Raw genomic sequence first — 16,372 nt, 5'->3', positions numbered from 1 at the left:
GGGCCCTAAGGGGCGGTGCTCGCGCCGGACTTCGGGTCCGGGGTGCCCGGGTCGGTGGTGCCCTTGTCGGTTCCGGTGCTCTTCGAACCGGACGGGGTGGGCGTCGGGGTCGGGGTGGTGCCGCCCGAGCCGGTGCCCGAGCCGGAGTCGGAGCCCGAACCGTGCGACGTGGAGGGGGACGGCGAGGACGTGGGGTCGCTCGTGCCGGAGCCTCCCCCGGTCGTCCCCTTCTCGTTGCTCCCGCTCGGGCTCGGCGACCCGCCGGTGCCGGTACCGGTGCCGGGCGACTTGTCACCCCAGTCGCCGCCCGGGTCCGACGGCGGCTGCGGCTGCTGCTTCTTGGAGCCTCCGGTGAACACCGACGTCAGCGTCGTCCCGCCCCCGTTGCCGCCGACCTCACCGCCGGAGAGCACCTCGTAGACGGTGATGCCGCCCATCGAGACCCCGAAGACCACGGCCGCCGCCAGCAGCGGGCGCTTCCAGCCGCGCAGCCGGGAGCCGTGCACGGTCGCCTCGTTGAACTCCTTGGCACCCGCCGCGCCGGGCGGCAGCGGATTCCCGCCGACCGACTTCAGCATCCGGGTCCGGTCCGTGTCCGCCTGCGGCAGCATCTGCGTACGGTCCTCGTCGACCCGCCCGAGCATCTGCGTGCGGTCCGCGTCGGCCTGCGGCAGCATCCGCGTGCGGTCCTCGTCGACCCGGCCGAGCATCTGGGTGCGGTCCGCGTCGGCCTGCGGCAGCATCCGCGTGCGGTCCTCGTCGACCCGGCCGAGCATCTGCGTGCGCTCGGCGTCGGTGCGCGGCAGCATCCGCGTGCGGTCGGCGCCGGTCCCCGGCTCCGCCGTCCTCTCGTCCCGACCCTTGTAGGGGGAGAGCACCGGCACCTGGCGCGCGCCGACCTTGGCCTGGACCGTCACCTCGCGCAACTGCTCGCCGGTCCGTTTGAAGAAGTGCTGGAAGACCGTGCCGCCGCAGGTGGCGACCACGCTCACGACACCGGCGCCGATGAACGTCCCGTACACGCCCAGCGTGGAGGCGAGCACCGCCGCGGCGACCGCGGCGAGCGCGCTGCCCGCCACTTGGGGCACGCTCAGATCGATGCGCTTCTTCTCGTCCGTCCCGGAGTCCGGCTTGTCACTCATGCCCAGCCCTTGTTCGCCCTTCTGTTCCGTCTTGCACTGAGAAAGGACATTTGAGCGAAAGGAATAGTTCCGGTTCCGGGGATTGTGTGAAGCAGGACACGTGGGGGCCTGGGACGGCTGCTTCGGGGCAGGTTCAACTCCCGTACGCCACGAGAACTTCGGCGGCGCGCCGGTCCACCCAGGTGGCCCGAATGGAGTACTGTGGCGAGCCCTGGGCCCCGGGTCCCACACGGGTATCCGGGACTGCGGGAGGGGGCCGAACGCGGCACTCGAACCGGCGGCGCCGCGGCACCGTACGGGGGCCTGCTGCACAGAGTGACCAGCCCGGTCACTCTGCGTTGCGAATAGGTAACCGTGCCATAACGGCGTTCCAGGGCCCATGCCCGACACGCCGGGCAACTCGGCAATGTTGTGGCAGGCTGCACCCGGGCAGGCCACACTCGACTAGCGGAAGCAGCGACGCACGTGACGTCGGCAGGCACCACCCGGGAGGTCCCCATGCCCGAACTGCGTGTCGTGGCCGTCTCCAACGACGGCACACGACTGGTGCTCAAGGCTGCGGACAGCACGGAGTACACGCTTCCGATCGACGAGCGGCTCCGGGCCGCTGTGCGCAACGACCGAGCCCGCCTCGGACAGATCGAGATCGAGGTGGAGAGCCACCTCCGCCCGCGCGACATCCAGGCGCGCATACGAGCCGGTGCCTCCGCCGAGGAGGTCGCCCAGCTCGCCGGGATCCCGGTCGACCGCGTACGCCGGTTCGAAGGCCCCGTCCTCGCCGAGCGCGCCTTCATGGCGGAGCGGGCGCGGAAGACTCCGGTGCGGCGTCCGGGCGAGAACACCGGCCCCCAGCTCGGCGAGGCCGTGCAGGAGCGGCTGCTGCTGCGCGGCGCCGACAAGGACAGCGTGCAGTGGGACTCCTGGCGCCGCGACGACGGCACCTGGGAAGTCCTGCTCGTCTACCTGGTCGCGGGCGAGCCGCACTCCGCGAGCTGGACCTACGACCCGCCGCGCCGGCTCGTCCAGGCCGTCGACGGCGAGGCCCGCTCGCTGATCGGCGAGTCCGACGACACCATCACCACGGTGCCCGAGCCGAGCTTCCCGTTCGTGCCCCGGATCGCCCGGCTGCCCAGGGACCGGCCGCTCGACCGCGCCCTGGACCGGCAGTTGGAGCGTCCGGCGCCCCCGCCGCCCGAGCCGGTGGTGGAGGAGAGCGACTCGCTCACCAGCCTGCTCGAAGCCGTGCCGAGCTTCCGCGGCGACATGGTCGTGCCCGAGCGCCCCTCGGCCCCGCCCGAGCCGCCCGAGACCGAACCGTCCATCGAGCCCGAGATCGAGGAACCGCCCGCACCGGCCGCCTCGGCGGGAGCGGGCTCGGCGTACGCGGACGTCCTGATGCCCCGCACCGTGGCAGGTCACCGCGACCGGCTCACCGGCACCACCGACCGTCAGGCCGAGGCCGACGGAGTGCGCCCCGGACGACGGGCCGCGGTGCCGAGCTGGGACGAGATCGTGTTCGGTACGCGGCGCAAGAAGCAGGACTAGCCGCCCAGCAGGGCGGTCGCCGGGACAGGCAGGCGCCGGGCCCGCACGCAGTCCGCGTGCGGGCCCGGCGCAGCTGCGCGGTCACCGGCCGGGCGCCCCGTGCGCTACTGCGGGTCGGGGCCCGTCGCCACCGGGCGGGACTCGTCCGAGGACCACTGCGACCACGACCCGGCGTACAGGGCGGCCGGGATGCCCGCGACGGCCAGGGCCAGCACCTCGTGGGCGCCGGAGACACCGGAGCCGCAGTACACGCCGACCTCGGTGCCCGAGACGCCGAGCGCCTTGAAACGGGCGGCCAGTTCGCCGGCGGGCAGCAGCCTGCCGTCCGGGCCCACGTTCTCGGTGGTCGGCGCCGAGAGGGCGCCCGGGATGTGCCCGCCGACCCGGTCGATCGGCTCCACGTCGCCGCGGTAGCGCTCCGCCGCGCGGGCATCGAGCAGCACCCCGGTGCGGGCGAGTTCCGCCGCCCCGTCCGCGTCGAGGAGTTCGAGCGCGCCCGGCTCGGGCCGGAAGTCACCCTCGGCGGGCGCGGGGACCTCGGTGGTCAGCTCGCCGGTCCAGGCGGCGAGGCCGCCGTCGAGGACGCGGACGTCCTGATGGCCGGTCCAGCGCAGCAGCCACCACGCCCGGGCCGCCGCCCAGCCCTGGCCGCCGTCGTACACGACGACGGGCGCGCCGGCCGTCACGCCCGCCCGGCGCATCACCCGGCCGAATTCGGCCACGTCCGGCAGCGGATGACGGCCACCGGATCCGGGCGGCCCGGCCAGTTCCGCGTCCAGGTCGACGAACACGGCGCCGGGCAGATGTCCGGCCTCGTACTCGGCGCGGCCGTCGAACGCGGGCGCGCCGGCCGCCTTCGCCATGCTCAGCTGCCAGCGGATGTCGAGCAGGACCGGCGGCCGGGGACCGGCCGTCTCGGCCGCGAGTTCGGGTGCGGTGATGATGGCATTCATGGGGTCATCCTCGCGCAGAGTCCACCGGCAAGGTAACGCGCAGGAAAAGGATGAGAAGCCCCAAAGCGGGCAACCTCCTGCGGGAACGCGCCAAAAGCGGCGCGGCCGGGGCGCGCTCCGGCGAAGGTGGTGGAAGCATCGGCCCGGGTGCGCAGGTTCCCTGGACCGCATCCGCGAGCAGCAGTATGGCGACGGCCGAGGAGAGAGTGACGATGACCCAGTCGGAGACCCGGCGCACACCTGGCACGCCCTGCTGGGTGAGCCTCATGGTGCACGGTCTGGCCGCGACCCAGGAGTTCTACGGGGCACTGTTCGGCTGGGAGTTCCGGCCGGGGCCGCAGCAGCTCGGCCCCTACGTCCGCGCACTGCTCGACGGCGAGGAGGTGGCCGGCATCGGCCAGCTGCCGCCCGACCGGCATCTGCCGATCGCCTGGACCACCTATCTGGCGGCCGACGACGCGGACGCGACGGCCGAGACCATCCGGCACTGCGGCGGCACCGTCGGGGTCGGCCCGCTGGACGCGGGCGAGGCCGGCCGGATGGCGATCGCCTCGGACCCGGCGGGGGCCGTGTTCGGGATCTGGCAGGGCGGCGAGCACATCGGGGCCGGCGTCGCGGGCGCGCCCGGCACCCCCGCCTGGAACGAGCTGGTCACCCGCGAGACCTCGTCCGTCGGCAAGTTCTACCAGGCCGTGTTCGGCTATGACCTGGAGCCGGTCGTCTCGGCCGACTTCGACTACGTGACCCTGCACCTGGACGGGCAGCCCGTCGCCTCGCTGCACGGCGTGGGCAACGCGCTGCCGCGCGACCGGGGCGCGCACTGGATGACGCACTTCGAGGTCGCCGACGTCGACGAGTCGGCCGGACGGGTCGCCGAGCTCGGCGGCCAGGTGCTCCAGCAGCCCCGCGAGGGAGCGAGCGGACGACAGGCGACGGTCGCCGACCCGGAGGGGGCGGTGTTCACCCTCGTACGGTCGCTCCTGTGAGGCGACCGATCCAACTCCCCCGTCCACCGGGGTAGTTGCCGCCGGCCGAGCCGGGGCACGCGCCCGGTCCACCGTGGCGTACGCAAGGCGCCCCCGTCCTTCCGGGCGCCCGGCCGCGAGGGGTTCCGTCGCGGCGCCCGCGCGGGACACTGGCCGCCGGGGGGATACGCATGAGGGACGCGGCACGGCCCGGGGCGCGCAGTGTGCTGGAAGGCGCCTTCGCACTGCTCGGCGCGATCGAACGACTGGGGCAGGCCGGGGTGACCCGGCTGGCCGTGGAGAGCGGGCTGCCGAAGGCCACCGCCCACCGCCTGCTCCAGCAGCTGACGGAACTCGGCGCCGTGGAGCGGACCCGGGGCCAGTACCGGATGGGTCCCAAGCTCTTCCGCCTCGGCCAGGCCTGGCAGCCCCACCCCCGGCTCGGGGCCGCGGCACGGGCCCCGCTGCGCCGGCTCGCGACGGCGACCGGTGCGACGGTGACGCTCGCGGTGCTCTGGGAGGGCCGGACCCTGATCGCGCAGGCCTCCCCCGGCGAGCTCGACGCGCGGCTGCCGGTCCGGGCGGGCTCGGTCTTTCCGTGGGCGACGGCCGCGGGCAAGCTGCTCGTCGCCGAGGCCCGGCCCAACCCCCTGCTCGGTCCCCTGCCCCCGGGCTGGCGGTGGGAGGCGGCCTCGATCCAGGAGCGGGGCATCGCCTTCGACCGGCAGGAGCTCGTCGAAGGGGTCAGCTGTGTGGCCGCCCCGGTGCTCGGGCCGCGGGGCCGTCCGGTGGCCGCGGTGTGCGCGCTCGTCGGCCCCGAGGGTCCGCTGGAGCGGTTCTCGGAGGCGGTGCGGCAGGCCGGATGCGCCATCAGCGGCGTCCTGCGCACCGGGCGTTCCGCTCAGTGGAACCGCGCATGACAGCGACCGGCCCCGCGGGCCAGTCTTCCATCGGCACACAATGCCGCGACCCGAGGGGGAAAGCGATGAGCGGGGGAAACAGTGCACGGCGCCGGAACTTCCATGTTCTGGCGGCCGTGGTGGTGTGGGTGGTGGCGCCCGAAGTGTGGGGCGCCGGCCGCCTCGTGGGCGGAGGCGGCGCATGACGGCCGCGTCCGGGAAGCCGGACCGACCGCCCGGCGCAGCGGCGGGAGAGCTCGCCCGGCTGCTGCGCCGCAAGCGGATCGAGACCGGGCAGTCGATGCGCGTCCTGGCCCGCCGCGTCGGCCTGTCCGCGCACAGTCCGATCTCCGACTACGAGCAGGGCAGACGGCTGCCGCCACCGGACCTGGACACGGCCCTGGAAGCGGCGCTCGACATCCCCGGCGGCACGCTCGCCCGGCTGCGCCGCCAGGCGCTCGCCGAGCGGGCGACGGCGCTGCTCGGCCGCGATCCGGACCCGCCGCACACGCCGCGCGAGGCCGTCGCGGTGACGTCCGGTGCCGGACTCGGCGACGGCGCGGCGGCGGTGCTCGGCTTCGTGCTGGGCGTTCCGGCCACGCTCGCCGTGGTCATCCTGTGGGCTGCCGTGCGCCGCGGGACCCGCTGAGCTCCGCGCGCGCGGCTGCCGGGGCGAGGGTGCGGTAGCCGCGTGCGTGGTACACCAACGGGGCCTGTGCGGGGGGCAGTTGGACCTCCACGACCCGGCCGGTCACCATGCTGTGGTCACCGGCCGGGATGACGCCTTCGTACGCGCACAGGAGCCGGGCGAGCGAGCCCCGTACCGCCGGAAGACCGCCGAGGGTGTCGAGCCCCGGTCCGGCGAAGCGGTCCTCGCCCCGGGCGGCGAACCGCCGCGCGATGTCCTCCTGTCCGGCCGCGAGCACGCTCACGCACCAGTGGCGTGCCGTGCGCAGCACCCGGTGGCAGGAGGCGTCGCCGGCCACGCAGAACAGGACGAGCGACGGTTCGAGGGAGAGCGAGCAGAACGAGCTCACGGTCATGCCGTGGGGCACCCCGTGCGCATCGCGCACGGTGACCACGGCGACCGGTCCCGCCACCCGGGCCATGGCCGCCCGGAAGGCGTCAGCATCCACCGTCATCGCGCCCGCCTCCCACGCCCGCCGCCAGCCCGTCCAACAGGCCGAGCGCCTCGGCCGGTTCGGCGTTCGGCAGCAGACCCGCGCCGTGCAGCCGCAGCAGGTCGTGCAGGTCGCCGGCCGCCCGGCGGCTCTCGCCGAGCCGGGCCAGGCACTCCGCCCGGCGGCAGAGGAGCCCCGCGAGGTCCGCGCCGGGCAGCGCGAGGGCGCGGCTGAAGTCGGCCAGCGCCTGGGCGGGCTCGCCCGCGGCCGCCAGGGCGAAGCCCCGGTTGTAGAGCACGTCGGGGTCTTCGCCGCCCAGGGCGAGGGCCGCCGTCAGGTCGGCGACCGCCCCGAGCGGGTCGCCCTGCTCGAAGCTGAGCACCGCGCGGTCCGTCAGCGCCGGTACGTTCGACGGGTCGGCCGCCAGCGCCCGGTCGTAGGCGGCACGGGCCGACTCCGGTTCCCCCAGGGCCTGTTCGGCCAGGCCCGTGAGGCACAGCAGGCGGGCGTCCTCGCCGTGCAGGGCGAGGCCCGCGCGGAGGTCGGCGAGCGCCTCGCGGGGCCGGTCGGCCTCGATCAGGAGGGCCGCCCGGGCGAGCCGGGGCGCCGGCTCGGCCGGCTCCAGATCGAGGGCGCGCGCGAAGTCGGCGAGCGCCCCTTCGACGTCCCCCGCCTCGGCCCGCACACCGCCGCGGTTGTGGAAGAGCTCGGGCATCGGCACCGAGACCTCGACGGCCCGGTCGTACCCGGCGAGCGCGCCCGCCAGATCCCCCAGGCCGCGGCGGACGTCGGCGCGGTCCATGTGGTACTCGACGTAGTGCGGGTCCCGGGCGATCAGTTCGGTGAAGTCGGCGTGCGCCTCCTCCAGACGGCCGAGCGCGAAGCGCACCCGGGCCCGGTTGTGCAGGAGCTGGGAGCGGTGCACCACATAGCGGTCGGGCGGCAGTTCGCGCTCCAGGCGCGCGATGCCGCGCGTGGTGAGCTCGTGGGAGAGCTCCAGGTCGCCGCGGTGCATCGCGACCAGGGCGAGCCCGTTGTCCTGGAAGACCTGGTAGTAGGCGCCCAGGACCGGATCGGGCTCCAGAGCGGCCAGCGCCCGGGCGTTGTTCATGTGCTCCAGGGCCAGGTCGTGGTCCCTCGGCTCCAGGAAGCGGGTGTGCAGCACGGCGAGCGCGTAGCTGGTCGACATCTGCACCCGGGGTGTCGGGTAGCGGCGGCGCAGCTCGCGGTACAGGGTCACGCACTCCTCGTAGCGGCCCAGCGGCACCAGCGCGCTGGCGGCCTTGGCGGTGAAGTGGCAGTAGTCCTCGGCGTCGGTGTCCGGGTCGCACAGGGCGCGGCCGCGCATGCCGAGGTCGACGGTCGCCTGCGAGTAGCCGATCGCCACGCACAGTTCGAGTGCGGTGCGCAGCGCGCGGCGGCCCGCGCCGTGCGGATCGGCGCCGCGCTCACGGTGGTTGGGGATCGCGCCGATCAGCAGGCCGCGATCGGGACGGGCTTCCAGTTCGGCGGCGCGCTCGTCGTGCAGCGCGGCCCGGACCTCAGCGGGCAGCGCCCGGTAGGCCGCGTACGCCGCGGGGTCGTCGCCGGTGCAGTCCGAGCGGACGTAGCCGCGGGCGTCGGGCGCGGGAGCGGGGCGCGATGCCGGGGCTGCGACCAGGAGCTCGGTGAACTCCCCGGTCGCGGCGACGAGTTCGGGGAGCAGGGGCCCCTCCCCCGCCGCCACCGCGACCCGCAGCACCCCGGGGTCGGCCCGCCGCAGGAGCAGGGCGAGGAACTCCTGCTCGGTGCCGGAGGCCGCGTGCACGTCGTCGAAGGCGAGGGTGAGCGGCGGGCCGGGGCGGCGGCGGGCGTGGGCGAGCAGGAAGTCGACGACGCCGTGGCTGGTGGCGCGGATCATGCGTTCGGCGAAGTACCGGGTGCGTTCCTCGTGCGGGGTGTCGTTCACCAGCGAGGGCGGGGGCGGCCCGATGTGCTCGGCCAGTTCGGGCACGAGGTAGAGCAGGGCCGTCCGGTGCTCGTCGACGAGGTCGGGCCAGGCCTGCCAGGCCTCGGGCACCTGGCGGCGGAGCAGCGCGGTGAGCGCGGTGCAGGGGCCGCGCAGCCACTGGTGGCAGGTGGTGGTGAAGGCGAAGGGCCCCGCGGCGTCGAGCACGGCCCTGCGGTCGGCGGCGCGGGCGCCGGTGATGTGGAGGTGACGAGCGGTCATGACGTGACTCCCCGGGCGGTTCGGCGGCGACGGACGTGGACCCGCACGGTCAGCCAGGCCCAGAAGGCGATCTGCACGAGGTTGAGCGCGGCGAACACCAGGCTGTCCCAGAACGGCAGTCCGCTGCCCGCCGAGGAGATCCCGTCCGCGAGCAGCTGTACGGTCCGCACGAACAGGGGCACGAACACCAGCGGCGCCAGGGCGAGGAGGACCGCCACCCCGAGGGTGAAGAACGGGGCGTACCAGCGGGCGACGGCGAGGTCCCGCTCGGTCCACTGGGTCAGGTCCGTGCGGCCCGGGCGCCGGGCGAGGCGGCGCAGCCGGTTCAGGACGAGGGCGCGGGTGGCCGCGTGCAGATCGTGGCAGCCGAGCGCGGTGGCGAAGACGTAGTAGACGTCCGTCTCCAGGAACAGGAAGAGCTGGTAACCGCAGCGGATCAGGATCGGGAACGCCATCGCCAGAAGCAGCCGCCCGGCGGCCGGCTCGGCGCCGTCGGGGCCGCGCAGCCAGAATGCGGTCAGGCCGAGGGCGCTCACCACCACCAGGTCGATCAGCATCCCGGCGAGGAACGGCAGATACCGTTTGCGGCGCTCGACGGTGAGCAGGCCGTTCATCCGGGTCTCGAAGACCACGATGTACAGCCGGGTGCCCATGCCGAGTTCGCTGGGCAGCCCGAGCCGGCGCCCGGCCAGGACGTGGCAGGCCTCGTGCAGCCCGACGAAGGGCAACTGGCCGAACACCACGACGAGTTGGACCAGGAGCAGCGAGTCGGTCCAGAAGACCTGGCCCGGGTGGGGCGCGAGGTCCGGGGTGGTGGCGATGACGGCGAGCCAGGCCGCGACGAGGAGGCCGTAGCAGCCGAGCGCGGGCCGCGAGAAGACGACTCGGGCGAGCCGCTGGAAGCGGACCGGGGCATCGGGACCGGATTCCTGCGGGTCGGCCTCGTCGGCGCCGCGCAGGAAGCCGAGCTCGCCGAGGGTGTCGAGGAAGTCGGCCATGTCCAGCTGTTCCCCGTAGTGCTCCGCGTACCAGGCGGCAGCCTGCGCGGGAGAGTGGCCCTCGGTCATGCGCCGCAGCGCGGCGGCCCCGTCGGGCGGCAGTACGGCGAAGTCGTCGGTGTCCGGCCGGCCGACCAGGACGCCGTCGCCGTCGGGCACGAAACTCAGCCGGTGGAAGGAGAGGGGACGGTCGAGCAGCACGGGACGCCTCCCGGTAGGTGTACGGGATCGGGACGGGGCCCGCGCCCCCGGATGAAGGCGCGGGCCCCGCTGCGCACACGTCGTGGAGCGTGCCGGTCAGAAGGCGAACAGGTTGTAGTGGGTCTGGCACGGTGCGGTCAGACGGATCGAGCCGGTCTTGCGCACGATGATCTTCTTCATGGTGTCCTCCTTGAGGGAGTCGGCCGCGACGGCGGCGACACCCCAGGAGTACACGGGCCGGGGCGGTCGTGGTGTTCGGGCGAACCGATGCCGAACACCTTCGTACCGTCTGCCGGACGAACGGCGAACAGGCTTGTTTCCAGGGCCTGTTGGGCCGCGCCCTCAGGGCCTTTCGGGCCCGGTGCCTCAGGCGCGGACAGCCGGGCCCTGCGCCTCGGCGTCGACCGCGTCGACCGGGAGCACATCCGGGGAGAGGGCGGCGGCGCGGGCCGCGGCGGCCGTCGTGCGGCGGCGGTGATGGCGCCGGCACAGCACCTCGTAGCCGATCTCGTCGGCGGCCTGGTTGACGTCGCCGACGACGACCTGGGCGCCCTCGACGACCATCCGGCCGCCGATGGTGCGGGCGTTGTGGGTGGCGCGGGCGCCGCACCAGCACAGTGCCTCGACCTGGAGCACCTCGACCCGGTCGGCGAGTTCGACCAGCCGCTGCGAGCCGGGGAACAGCTTCGAGCGGAAGTCGGTGGTGATGCCGAAGGCGAAGACGTCGAGTTCGAGGTCGTCGACGACCTTGGCGAGCTGGTCGATCTGCTCGGGCGCGAGGAACTGGGCCTCGTCCGCGATGACGTAGTCGCAGCGGCCCCCCTTGGACAGGTGGGCGACGAGATGGCCGTAGAAGTCGAAGCCGTCGGCGGCCTCGACCGCGTCGGTCACCAGGCCCAGCCGCGAGGACAGCTTGCCCTCGCCGGCCCGGTCGTCCCGGGTGAAGATCATGCCCTGGAGCCCGCGCGCCGAGCGGTTGTGCTCGATCTGAAGAGCGAGGGTGCTCTTTCCGCAGTCCATCGTTCCGGAGAAGAACACCAGCTCGGGCATGGGAAGGTGACGGCCTTTCAGATCGTGGGGGGGGGTGGTTACGAGCGTACTTCGAGGAGCGGTACGAGCTGTTCCACCGGGGTCATCGAGCCGTGGTTGCCGACCATCAGGGACTCGTGGGGCTCGCGCTGGGACGCGGTGATGACGACGTCGTCCCGGGCGGCGGCGACCACGTCGCCGATCCGGCCGTACACCCGCTCGTCGATCCGGGGGCCGAACCAGCCCGCGGCGATCGCCTCGTCGCGGCCCGCCACCCAGAACTGCTCGCCGAGCACCTCGCGCCAGCAGGTCAGCACGTCCGGGGCGGCGCCCGGCACCGCGTACACATGGCGGGCCCGGCCCTCACCGCCGAGCAGGGCGACGCCCGCGCGCAGCTCCCAGTCCTCGTCGAAGTCGATGCGGGACTGCTCGTCGAAGGGGATGTCGATCATGCCGTGGTCGGCCGTGACGTACAGGGCCGCGCGCGGCGGCAGTTGCTCGGCCAGGCGCTGGGCGAGCCGGTCGACGTACATCAGCTGGCCGCGCCAGGCGTCCGAGTCCACGCCGAATCGGTGGCCCTTGCCGTCGACGTCGGAGTAGTACGTGTACACCAACGACCGGTCACCGGCGGCGAGTTGCTCCGCCGCCAGGTCCATGCGCTCCTCGCCGGAGAGCCGGCCGCGGAAGGTGCCGCCGCTGAGTGCGACCTTGGTGAGCGGGGTGTGCTCGAAGTCCGGCGAGGACACCTGGGCGGTGTGCACGCCCGCCCGGTCGGCGAGCTGGAAGACGGTGGGGTGGGGCTGCCAGGTGTGCGGGTCGGTCCACGGCTTCCAGCGGAGCTGGTTCATCAGCGCGCCGCTGTCGGGATTGCGCGCGGTGTAGCCGGGCAGCCCGTGCTCGCCGGGGGCGAGGCCGGTGCCGACCGAGGCGAGCGAGGTCGCGGTGGTGGCGGGGAACCCGGCGGTTATGGGCCGGCCGGTGCCGCCGCGCGAGGTGGCGAGCAGCGCATGCAGATAGGGCGCCTCGTCGGGGTGCGCCTTGATCTGCTCCCAGCCGAGGCCGTCGATCAGGAAGACGCAGTTGCGGTCGGCGGGCGCGAGCTCGGCGATGCGCGGCTCGAATCCGGGTACGCCCTGGCCCGCCACGAGGGTGGGCAGCAGATCGGCGAGCGATCCGGTGCCGTACTCGGGGACGGGTGCGGTGTCGAGGGCGAGGGGTTCGGGATCCTGCCAGGCGGGCTGCGCCATCAGCGGCCGGCCGCCGCGGTCGCCTCGGACAGGGCCTGCGCGAAGGCCAGCGTCTGGCGGACCGTGTCGGGGCCGTCGCCGGCCTCGCTGACGCGCAGGCTCAGGTCGTCGGCGGTGGAGTTGCCCGTGTAGCCGTGGTCGGCGTCGCAGTTCGGGTCGCCGCAGGCGGCGGGCTCCAGGTCGATCCGGGCGACCGCGCCCCAGCCGATGGTCAGGACGACCTCGCGGGGCAGGGTGCCCGGTGTGTAGGACTCCGGGTTGGCGACGACGCGGCTCATCACGACGGACGAGATCCGGCCGAGCTTCACGGACTCCGTGGAGGTGGTCGCGTACGGCGTCGGGGAGCTGGTGTCGGCGTTCTGCTCGTCGGTGTGGCTGACGATGAAGCGGTTGTCCGTGAGCACGAGGACCGTCACATGACGGCGTACCTCGTTGGCGTCGAAGGTGGTCTCCTGGTGCACCAGGTACGACGCGATCGGTTCGCCCCCGACCGCGGCCTCCACCGCCTCGGCCACAAGGGCCGGGTAGTAGCCGCTGCGCTCGATCGCCGCGCGGAGCCCCTGGGTCGTCGTACCGGTCTTCGCCATGGGGTCCATCCTAAGCTCCCGCCGGGGGCGGACGGCCCGGCGGACGCCGGTCAGTAGCTGGGCAGGCGTCGGGGGCCGAGGTCGGTACGGGGTGGAGCGGGGGCCAGGCGGACGGTCGCGCCGAGCACCGAGAGGCCCCGCTGGGCGACGATGACGGGCTCCAGGCCCACCGCGACCACCTCGGGATGGTCGTCGACCAGCCGCGACACCCGCAGCAGCAGTTCTTCGAGGGCCGCGGTGTCGACGGGAGCGGAACCCCGCCAGCCGAACAGGAGCGGTGCCGTGCGGATGGATCTCAGCAGTTCACGGGCGTCACGGTCGGTGGCGGGGATGAGGCGGTGCGCGGTGTCGCCGAGCAGCTCGGAGGCGGCGCCGGACAGTCCGAAGGACAGCACCGCGCCGACCGCGGAGTCGATCGAGGCGCGCACGACGGTGTCCACCCCGCGCGGAACCATGGCCTGCACGACGGGCCCCAGTTCCTCGGGCTTGCCGAGGGCGGCCGTCAATTCGGCATATGCACGGGCGAGTTGGTGCTCGTCCGCGAGGTCGAGGCGTACGCCGCCGAGGTCGGGGCGGTGGCGCAGGTGCGGGGCGGTGGTCTTGAGCGCGACGGGATAGCCGAGGCGGGCCGCCGCCTCGACGGCACGGGCCGCGTCGGGTGCGGGCAGGGTGGGGCGCACGGGGATGCCGTACCGGCCGAGCAGTTCCCCGGCGTCCTCGGTGGACAGGGTGGTGCCGCGGGCGTCGGGGGCGGGGCCGAGGATGCGGTCGATCAGCGCGGCGGCGCCCGGCTCGTCGATGTCGTCGTACTCCCCCGCCCTGCCGGGCTCGGCGGACTCGCGCCGCCAGCGGGCGTAGCGCACGGCCTCGGCCAGCGCGCGGACCGCTCGCTCCGCGGCGGGGTAGGCGGGAATGCGGTGTGCCTCACGGGGCGGGGGTGGGTCGTTCTCCGGCTGCCCGCCGGTGGGGCTGCCAGGGGCTCCGCCCCCGGACCCCCGCTCCTCGAACGCCGGAGGGGCTGGATCGTGCGGCACTGGTTGAGCCGGGGCAGAAGAGAGCAACGGAGTTGGCCGGACCGTACGGGCCGCCGCCGAGAGGGCCTCGGCCAGGCCGCCGATTTCCACGTGGACCACCGCCACCGGCTTCGCGGGGGCGGCGGCCGCCGCCGCGCGCAGGGCGTCGGCGAGGACCTGGCCGTCGCCGGACTCCAGCGCTCCGCTCTCGCCGACCCAGGGGATGGCGGTCACCACGACCGCGTCGCAGTCGTCGTCGGCCAGGGCCGCGGCCAGCGCCGCCCGGAAGTCCGCCGGGGTCGCTCCGGTCGTCAGGTCGAGCGGCCGCAGCGGACGCAGCCCTTCGGTCAGGCAGGCGTCGTACGTCAGCAGGCCGAGGGACTCGGAGTTGCCGAGGATCGCCACGCGCGGGCCCGCGGGCAGCGGCTGGCCCGCCAGGAGCAGGCCGGCGTCCACGAGCTCGGTGACGGTGCCGACCAGGATGACGCCCGCCTGGCGCAGCAGCGCCGAGACCGTGGCGTCCGGCACCTTCGTCACCGGGACGGCGTGGCCCGGCGGGGTGGTGCCGCTGTGCCGGGCGCCCTTGACGACCACGACGGGCTTCGCGGCGGCGGTACGCCGGGCGAGCCGGGTGAACTTGCGCGGGTTGCCGATGGATTCGAGGTAGAGCAGCACCACGTCGGTGTCGGGGTCCTCGTACCAGTACTGCAGGAAGTCGTTGCCCGACAGGTCCGCGCGGTTGCCGGAGGAGATGAACGTGGACAGGCCCGCGCCCCGCCGGTAGAGGCCCGACAGGAGGGCGATGCCGATCGCGCCGGACTGGGTGAACAGGCCGATGCGTCCGGCGGGCGGCGCCTCGGGGGCGAGCGAGGCGTTGAGGCGCACCCCGGGCGCGGTGTTGATGATCCCGAACGCGTTGGGACCGATCAGCCGCATCCCGTGACTGCGGGCCTGGCGGACCAGGGCGCGCTGGCGCTCGCGGCCGCTCTCGCCGCTCTCCGCGTACTCGGCCGACAGGACGACCAGGCTCTGGACGCCGTGCTCGCCGCAGTCGGCGACGGCCTCGGGCACCCGTTCGGCGGGGACCGCGAGGATCGCGAGATCCACCGGTTCGCCGATCGCGCCGACGGAGGTGTACGCCGGGACGCCCTCGATCGCGTGCGGCCCGGGACCGAGCGCGCTGTTCACCGCGTACGTGCGCCCGGTGAACCCGGCGTCCAGGACGTTGCGCAGCACCGCACGGCCGACGCCGCCGGGAGCGCGGCCGGCTCCGACGACCGCGACCGAGCCGGGCGAGAGCAGGCGCTGCACGGAGCGCGCCTCGGCGCGGTGCTCACGGGCGCGCTGCACGGCGAGCGACTCCGCGGTGGGCTCCAGATCCAGGGTGAGGTGGACCGAGCCGTCCTCGAAGGACCGCTTCTGCTGGTAGCCGGCGTCCGTGAACACCTTGATCATCTTGCTGTTGGCGGGCAGCACCTCGGCCGCGAACCGCCTGATCCCGCGCTCGCGGGCGACCGCCGCGATGTGTTCCAGCAGCGTGGAGGCGACCCCCCGGCCCTGGTGGGCGTCCTGGACCAGGAAGGCGACCTCGGCCTCGTCGGCCGGGGCGGAGGCGGGGCGGCCCTGGGCGTTGATCCGGTCGTAGCGCACGGTCGCGATGAACTCGCCGCCGATGGTGGCCGCCAGGCCGACCCGGTCGACGTAGTCGTGATGGGTGAAGCGGTGGACGTCCTTGGCGGAGAGCCGGGGGTAGGGCGCGAAGAAGCGGTAGTACTTCGACTCGTCCGAGACGAGCTCGTAGAAGGAGACCAGGCGCTCGGCGTCCTCGGTGGTGATGGGCCTGATGCGCGCGGTGCCGCCGTCGCGCAGCACCACGTCGGCCTCCCAGTGAGCCGGGTACGCGGGGTCGGACGCCGTCGTCATACCGAAAGCGTACGGGTCGCGGGGCCGTGCGGGGCGGGGCAAGGTGGGGAGGGCCGATCGGCGGCACACTGGGGCCTAAGGTCGGTACGAGCACCGCACACCCCGTGAGAGACTGGTCTAGACAACCGTCAGAGATTTCGAAGGGCAACACCATGGCTGAGCGCCGCGTCAACGTCGGCTGGGCCGAGGGCCTGCACGCCCGCCCCGCGTCCATCTTCGTCCGTGCCGCCACGGCTGCCGGAGTCCCCATGACGATCGCCAAGGCCGGCGGCGACCCGGTCAACGCCGCGTCCATGCTCGCGGTGCTCGGTCTGGGTGCGCAGGGCGGCGAGGAGATCGTGCTGGCCTCCGACGCCGAGGGCGCGGACGCCGCGCTCGACCGGCTGGCCAAGCTGGTCGCCGAGGGTCTCGAGGAGCTCCCCGAGACCGTCTGATCCAGTCGGCACCACGCCGTCGGCATCACACCGAAGGACCGCGGAACCCGTATCGGGGCTCGGCGGTCCTTTTGCTTTTCCGTTTGTTTCCCGCGGATCGCCGGGC

The 16,372-nt window shown here is 74.1% G+C and carries 15 protein-coding genes; 5 read left to right on the top strand and 10 right to left on the bottom strand.

The features are described from left to right. Positions 1 to 5 precede the first annotated feature (5 nt). Positions 6 to 1,142 (bottom strand): hypothetical protein, encoded by a 1,137-nt coding sequence (locus tag IE267_RS21380; protein ID WP_229861356.1) that lies wholly within the window; start codon positions 1,140 to 1,142, stop codon positions 6 to 8. A 498-nt stretch (positions 1,143 to 1,640) separates the two neighbouring features. Between IE267_RS21380 and sepH the strand changes: the two genes are divergently transcribed. Next, positions 1,641 to 2,687 (top strand): septation protein SepH, encoded by a 1,047-nt coding sequence (gene sepH / locus IE267_RS21375; RefSeq protein ID WP_167152806.1) that lies wholly within the window; start codon positions 1,641 to 1,643, stop codon positions 2,685 to 2,687. A gap of 104 nt (positions 2,688 to 2,791) precedes the next feature. Here the strand turns inward: sepH and IE267_RS21370 are convergent, their stop codons facing one another. Then, entirely contained in the window at positions 2,792 to 3,640 is an 849-nt protein-coding gene (locus IE267_RS21370) for a sulfurtransferase (RefSeq protein WP_167152807.1), read from the bottom strand. A 212-nt stretch (positions 3,641 to 3,852) separates the two neighbouring features. On the opposite strand from IE267_RS21370, the gene IE267_RS21365 reads away from it, so the two are divergent. From IE267_RS21365 to IE267_RS21355, 3 genes are all read left to right on the top strand, one after another. Further along, the gene (locus IE267_RS21365; RefSeq protein ID WP_161248679.1) at positions 3,853 to 4,626 is read left to right on the top strand and encodes a VOC family protein; all 774 of its coding nucleotides are present in this window, start codon (positions 3,853 to 3,855) and stop codon (positions 4,624 to 4,626) included. A gap of 170 nt (positions 4,627 to 4,796) precedes the next feature. Continuing rightward, on the top strand, positions 4,797 to 5,525 hold the full coding sequence (locus IE267_RS21360; RefSeq protein ID WP_189764274.1) for an IclR family transcriptional regulator: 729 nt from the start codon (positions 4,797 to 4,799) through the stop codon (positions 5,523 to 5,525). Positions 5,526 to 5,706: 181 nt separating this feature from the next. Further along, entirely contained in the window at positions 5,707 to 6,153 is a 447-nt protein-coding gene (locus IE267_RS21355) for a helix-turn-helix domain-containing protein (RefSeq protein ID WP_167152808.1), read from the top strand. On the opposite strand, the gene IE267_RS21350 is transcribed toward IE267_RS21355, so the two are convergent. The 8 genes from IE267_RS21350 to IE267_RS21315 form a co-directional block, all read right to left on the bottom strand. Further along, on the bottom strand, positions 6,116 to 6,646 hold the full coding sequence (locus IE267_RS21350) for a flavin reductase family protein (protein ID WP_189764273.1): 531 nt from the start codon (positions 6,644 to 6,646) through the stop codon (positions 6,116 to 6,118). The two genes, IE267_RS21355 and IE267_RS21350, sit on opposite strands and share 38 nt — an antisense overlap. Continuing rightward, on the bottom strand, positions 6,630 to 8,834 hold the full coding sequence (locus IE267_RS21345) for a tetratricopeptide repeat protein (protein WP_189764272.1): 2,205 nt from the start codon (positions 8,832 to 8,834) through the stop codon (positions 6,630 to 6,632). The genes IE267_RS21350 and IE267_RS21345 overlap by 17 nt, the downstream gene beginning before the upstream one ends. Then, positions 8,831 to 10,033, bottom strand: coding sequence for a hypothetical protein (locus tag IE267_RS21340; protein ID WP_189764271.1), 1,203 nt, complete (start codon positions 10,031 to 10,033; stop codon positions 8,831 to 8,833). Before IE267_RS21340 ends, IE267_RS21345 begins: the two co-directional genes overlap by 4 nt. 96 nt (positions 10,034 to 10,129) lie before the next feature. Then, positions 10,130 to 10,267: a hypothetical protein gene (locus IE267_RS21335; protein WP_167152812.1), complete on the bottom strand. Its 138-nt coding sequence runs from the start codon at positions 10,265 to 10,267 to the stop codon at positions 10,130 to 10,132. A 132-nt stretch (positions 10,268 to 10,399) separates the two neighbouring features. Next, positions 10,400 to 11,083 carry a thymidine kinase gene (locus IE267_RS21330; RefSeq protein WP_167152813.1) on the bottom strand — a complete coding sequence of 228 codons (684 nt, stop codon included), beginning with the start codon at positions 11,081 to 11,083 and terminating at the stop codon, positions 10,400 to 10,402. Positions 11,084 to 11,121: 38 nt separating this feature from the next. Further along, the gene (locus tag IE267_RS21325) at positions 11,122 to 12,309 is read right to left on the bottom strand and encodes an alkaline phosphatase family protein (protein ID WP_189764270.1); all 1,188 of its coding nucleotides are present in this window, start codon (positions 12,307 to 12,309) and stop codon (positions 11,122 to 11,124) included. Then, the gene (locus IE267_RS21320; RefSeq protein WP_100576078.1) at positions 12,309 to 12,896 is read right to left on the bottom strand and encodes a DUF5998 family protein; all 588 of its coding nucleotides are present in this window, start codon (positions 12,894 to 12,896) and stop codon (positions 12,309 to 12,311) included. The genes IE267_RS21325 and IE267_RS21320 overlap by 1 nt, the downstream gene beginning before the upstream one ends. Positions 12,897 to 12,946: 50 nt before the next feature. After that, the gene (locus IE267_RS21315) at positions 12,947 to 15,832 is read right to left on the bottom strand and encodes a bifunctional acetate--CoA ligase family protein/GNAT family N-acetyltransferase (protein WP_189764269.1); all 2,886 of its coding nucleotides are present in this window, start codon (positions 15,830 to 15,832) and stop codon (positions 12,947 to 12,949) included. Positions 15,833 to 15,984: 152 nt separating this feature from the next. Between IE267_RS21315 and IE267_RS21310 the strand changes: the two genes are divergently transcribed. Beyond that, on the top strand, positions 15,985 to 16,266 hold the full coding sequence (locus IE267_RS21310; protein ID WP_161245482.1) for an HPr family phosphocarrier protein: 282 nt from the start codon (positions 15,985 to 15,987) through the stop codon (positions 16,264 to 16,266). The last annotated feature ends 106 nt before the right edge of the window (positions 16,267 to 16,372 follow it).

The organism is Streptomyces xanthochromogenes, from assembly GCF_014650455.1.
GTDB classification, from domain to species: domain Bacteria; phylum Actinomycetota; class Actinomycetes; order Streptomycetales; family Streptomycetaceae; genus Streptomyces; species Streptomyces xanthochromogenes.
The sequence above is the reverse complement of the archived record's forward strand: the minus strand, read 5'-3'. Positions and strand labels throughout refer to the sequence as shown.

What these genes read in the sequence shown, in the direction of transcription:
- IE267_RS21380 (WP_229861356.1), bottom strand. Translation starts at nt 1,142, where the DNA reads ATGAGTGACAAGCCGGACTCCGGGACGGACGAGAAGAAGCGCATCGAT.
- sepH (WP_167152806.1), top strand. Translation starts at nt 1,641, where the DNA reads ATGCCCGAACTGCGTGTCGTGGCCGTCTCCAACGACGGCACACGACTG.
- IE267_RS21370 (WP_167152807.1), bottom strand. Translation starts at nt 3,640, where the DNA reads ATGAATGCCATCATCACCGCACCCGAACTCGCGGCCGAGACGGCCGGT.
- IE267_RS21365 (WP_161248679.1), top strand. Translation starts at nt 3,853, where the DNA reads ATGACCCAGTCGGAGACCCGGCGCACACCTGGCACGCCCTGCTGGGTG.
- IE267_RS21360 (WP_189764274.1), top strand. Translation starts at nt 4,797, where the DNA reads ATGAGGGACGCGGCACGGCCCGGGGCGCGCAGTGTGCTGGAAGGCGCC.
- IE267_RS21355 (WP_167152808.1), top strand. Translation starts at nt 5,707, where the DNA reads ATGACGGCCGCGTCCGGGAAGCCGGACCGACCGCCCGGCGCAGCGGCG.
- IE267_RS21350 (WP_189764273.1), bottom strand. Translation starts at nt 6,646, where the DNA reads ATGACGGTGGATGCTGACGCCTTCCGGGCGGCCATGGCCCGGGTGGCG.
- IE267_RS21345 (WP_189764272.1), bottom strand. Translation starts at nt 8,834, where the DNA reads ATGACCGCTCGTCACCTCCACATCACCGGCGCCCGCGCCGCCGACCGC.
- IE267_RS21330 (WP_167152813.1), bottom strand. Translation starts at nt 11,083, where the DNA reads ATGCCCGAGCTGGTGTTCTTCTCCGGAACGATGGACTGCGGAAAGAGC.
- IE267_RS21325 (WP_189764270.1), bottom strand. Translation starts at nt 12,309, where the DNA reads ATGGCGCAGCCCGCCTGGCAGGATCCCGAACCCCTCGCCCTCGACACC.
- IE267_RS21320 (WP_100576078.1), bottom strand. Translation starts at nt 12,896, where the DNA reads ATGGCGAAGACCGGTACGACGACCCAGGGGCTCCGCGCGGCGATCGAG.
- IE267_RS21315 (WP_189764269.1), bottom strand. Translation starts at nt 15,832, where the DNA reads ATGACGACGGCGTCCGACCCCGCGTACCCGGCTCACTGGGAGGCCGAC.
- IE267_RS21310 (WP_161245482.1), top strand. Translation starts at nt 15,985, where the DNA reads ATGGCTGAGCGCCGCGTCAACGTCGGCTGGGCCGAGGGCCTGCACGCC.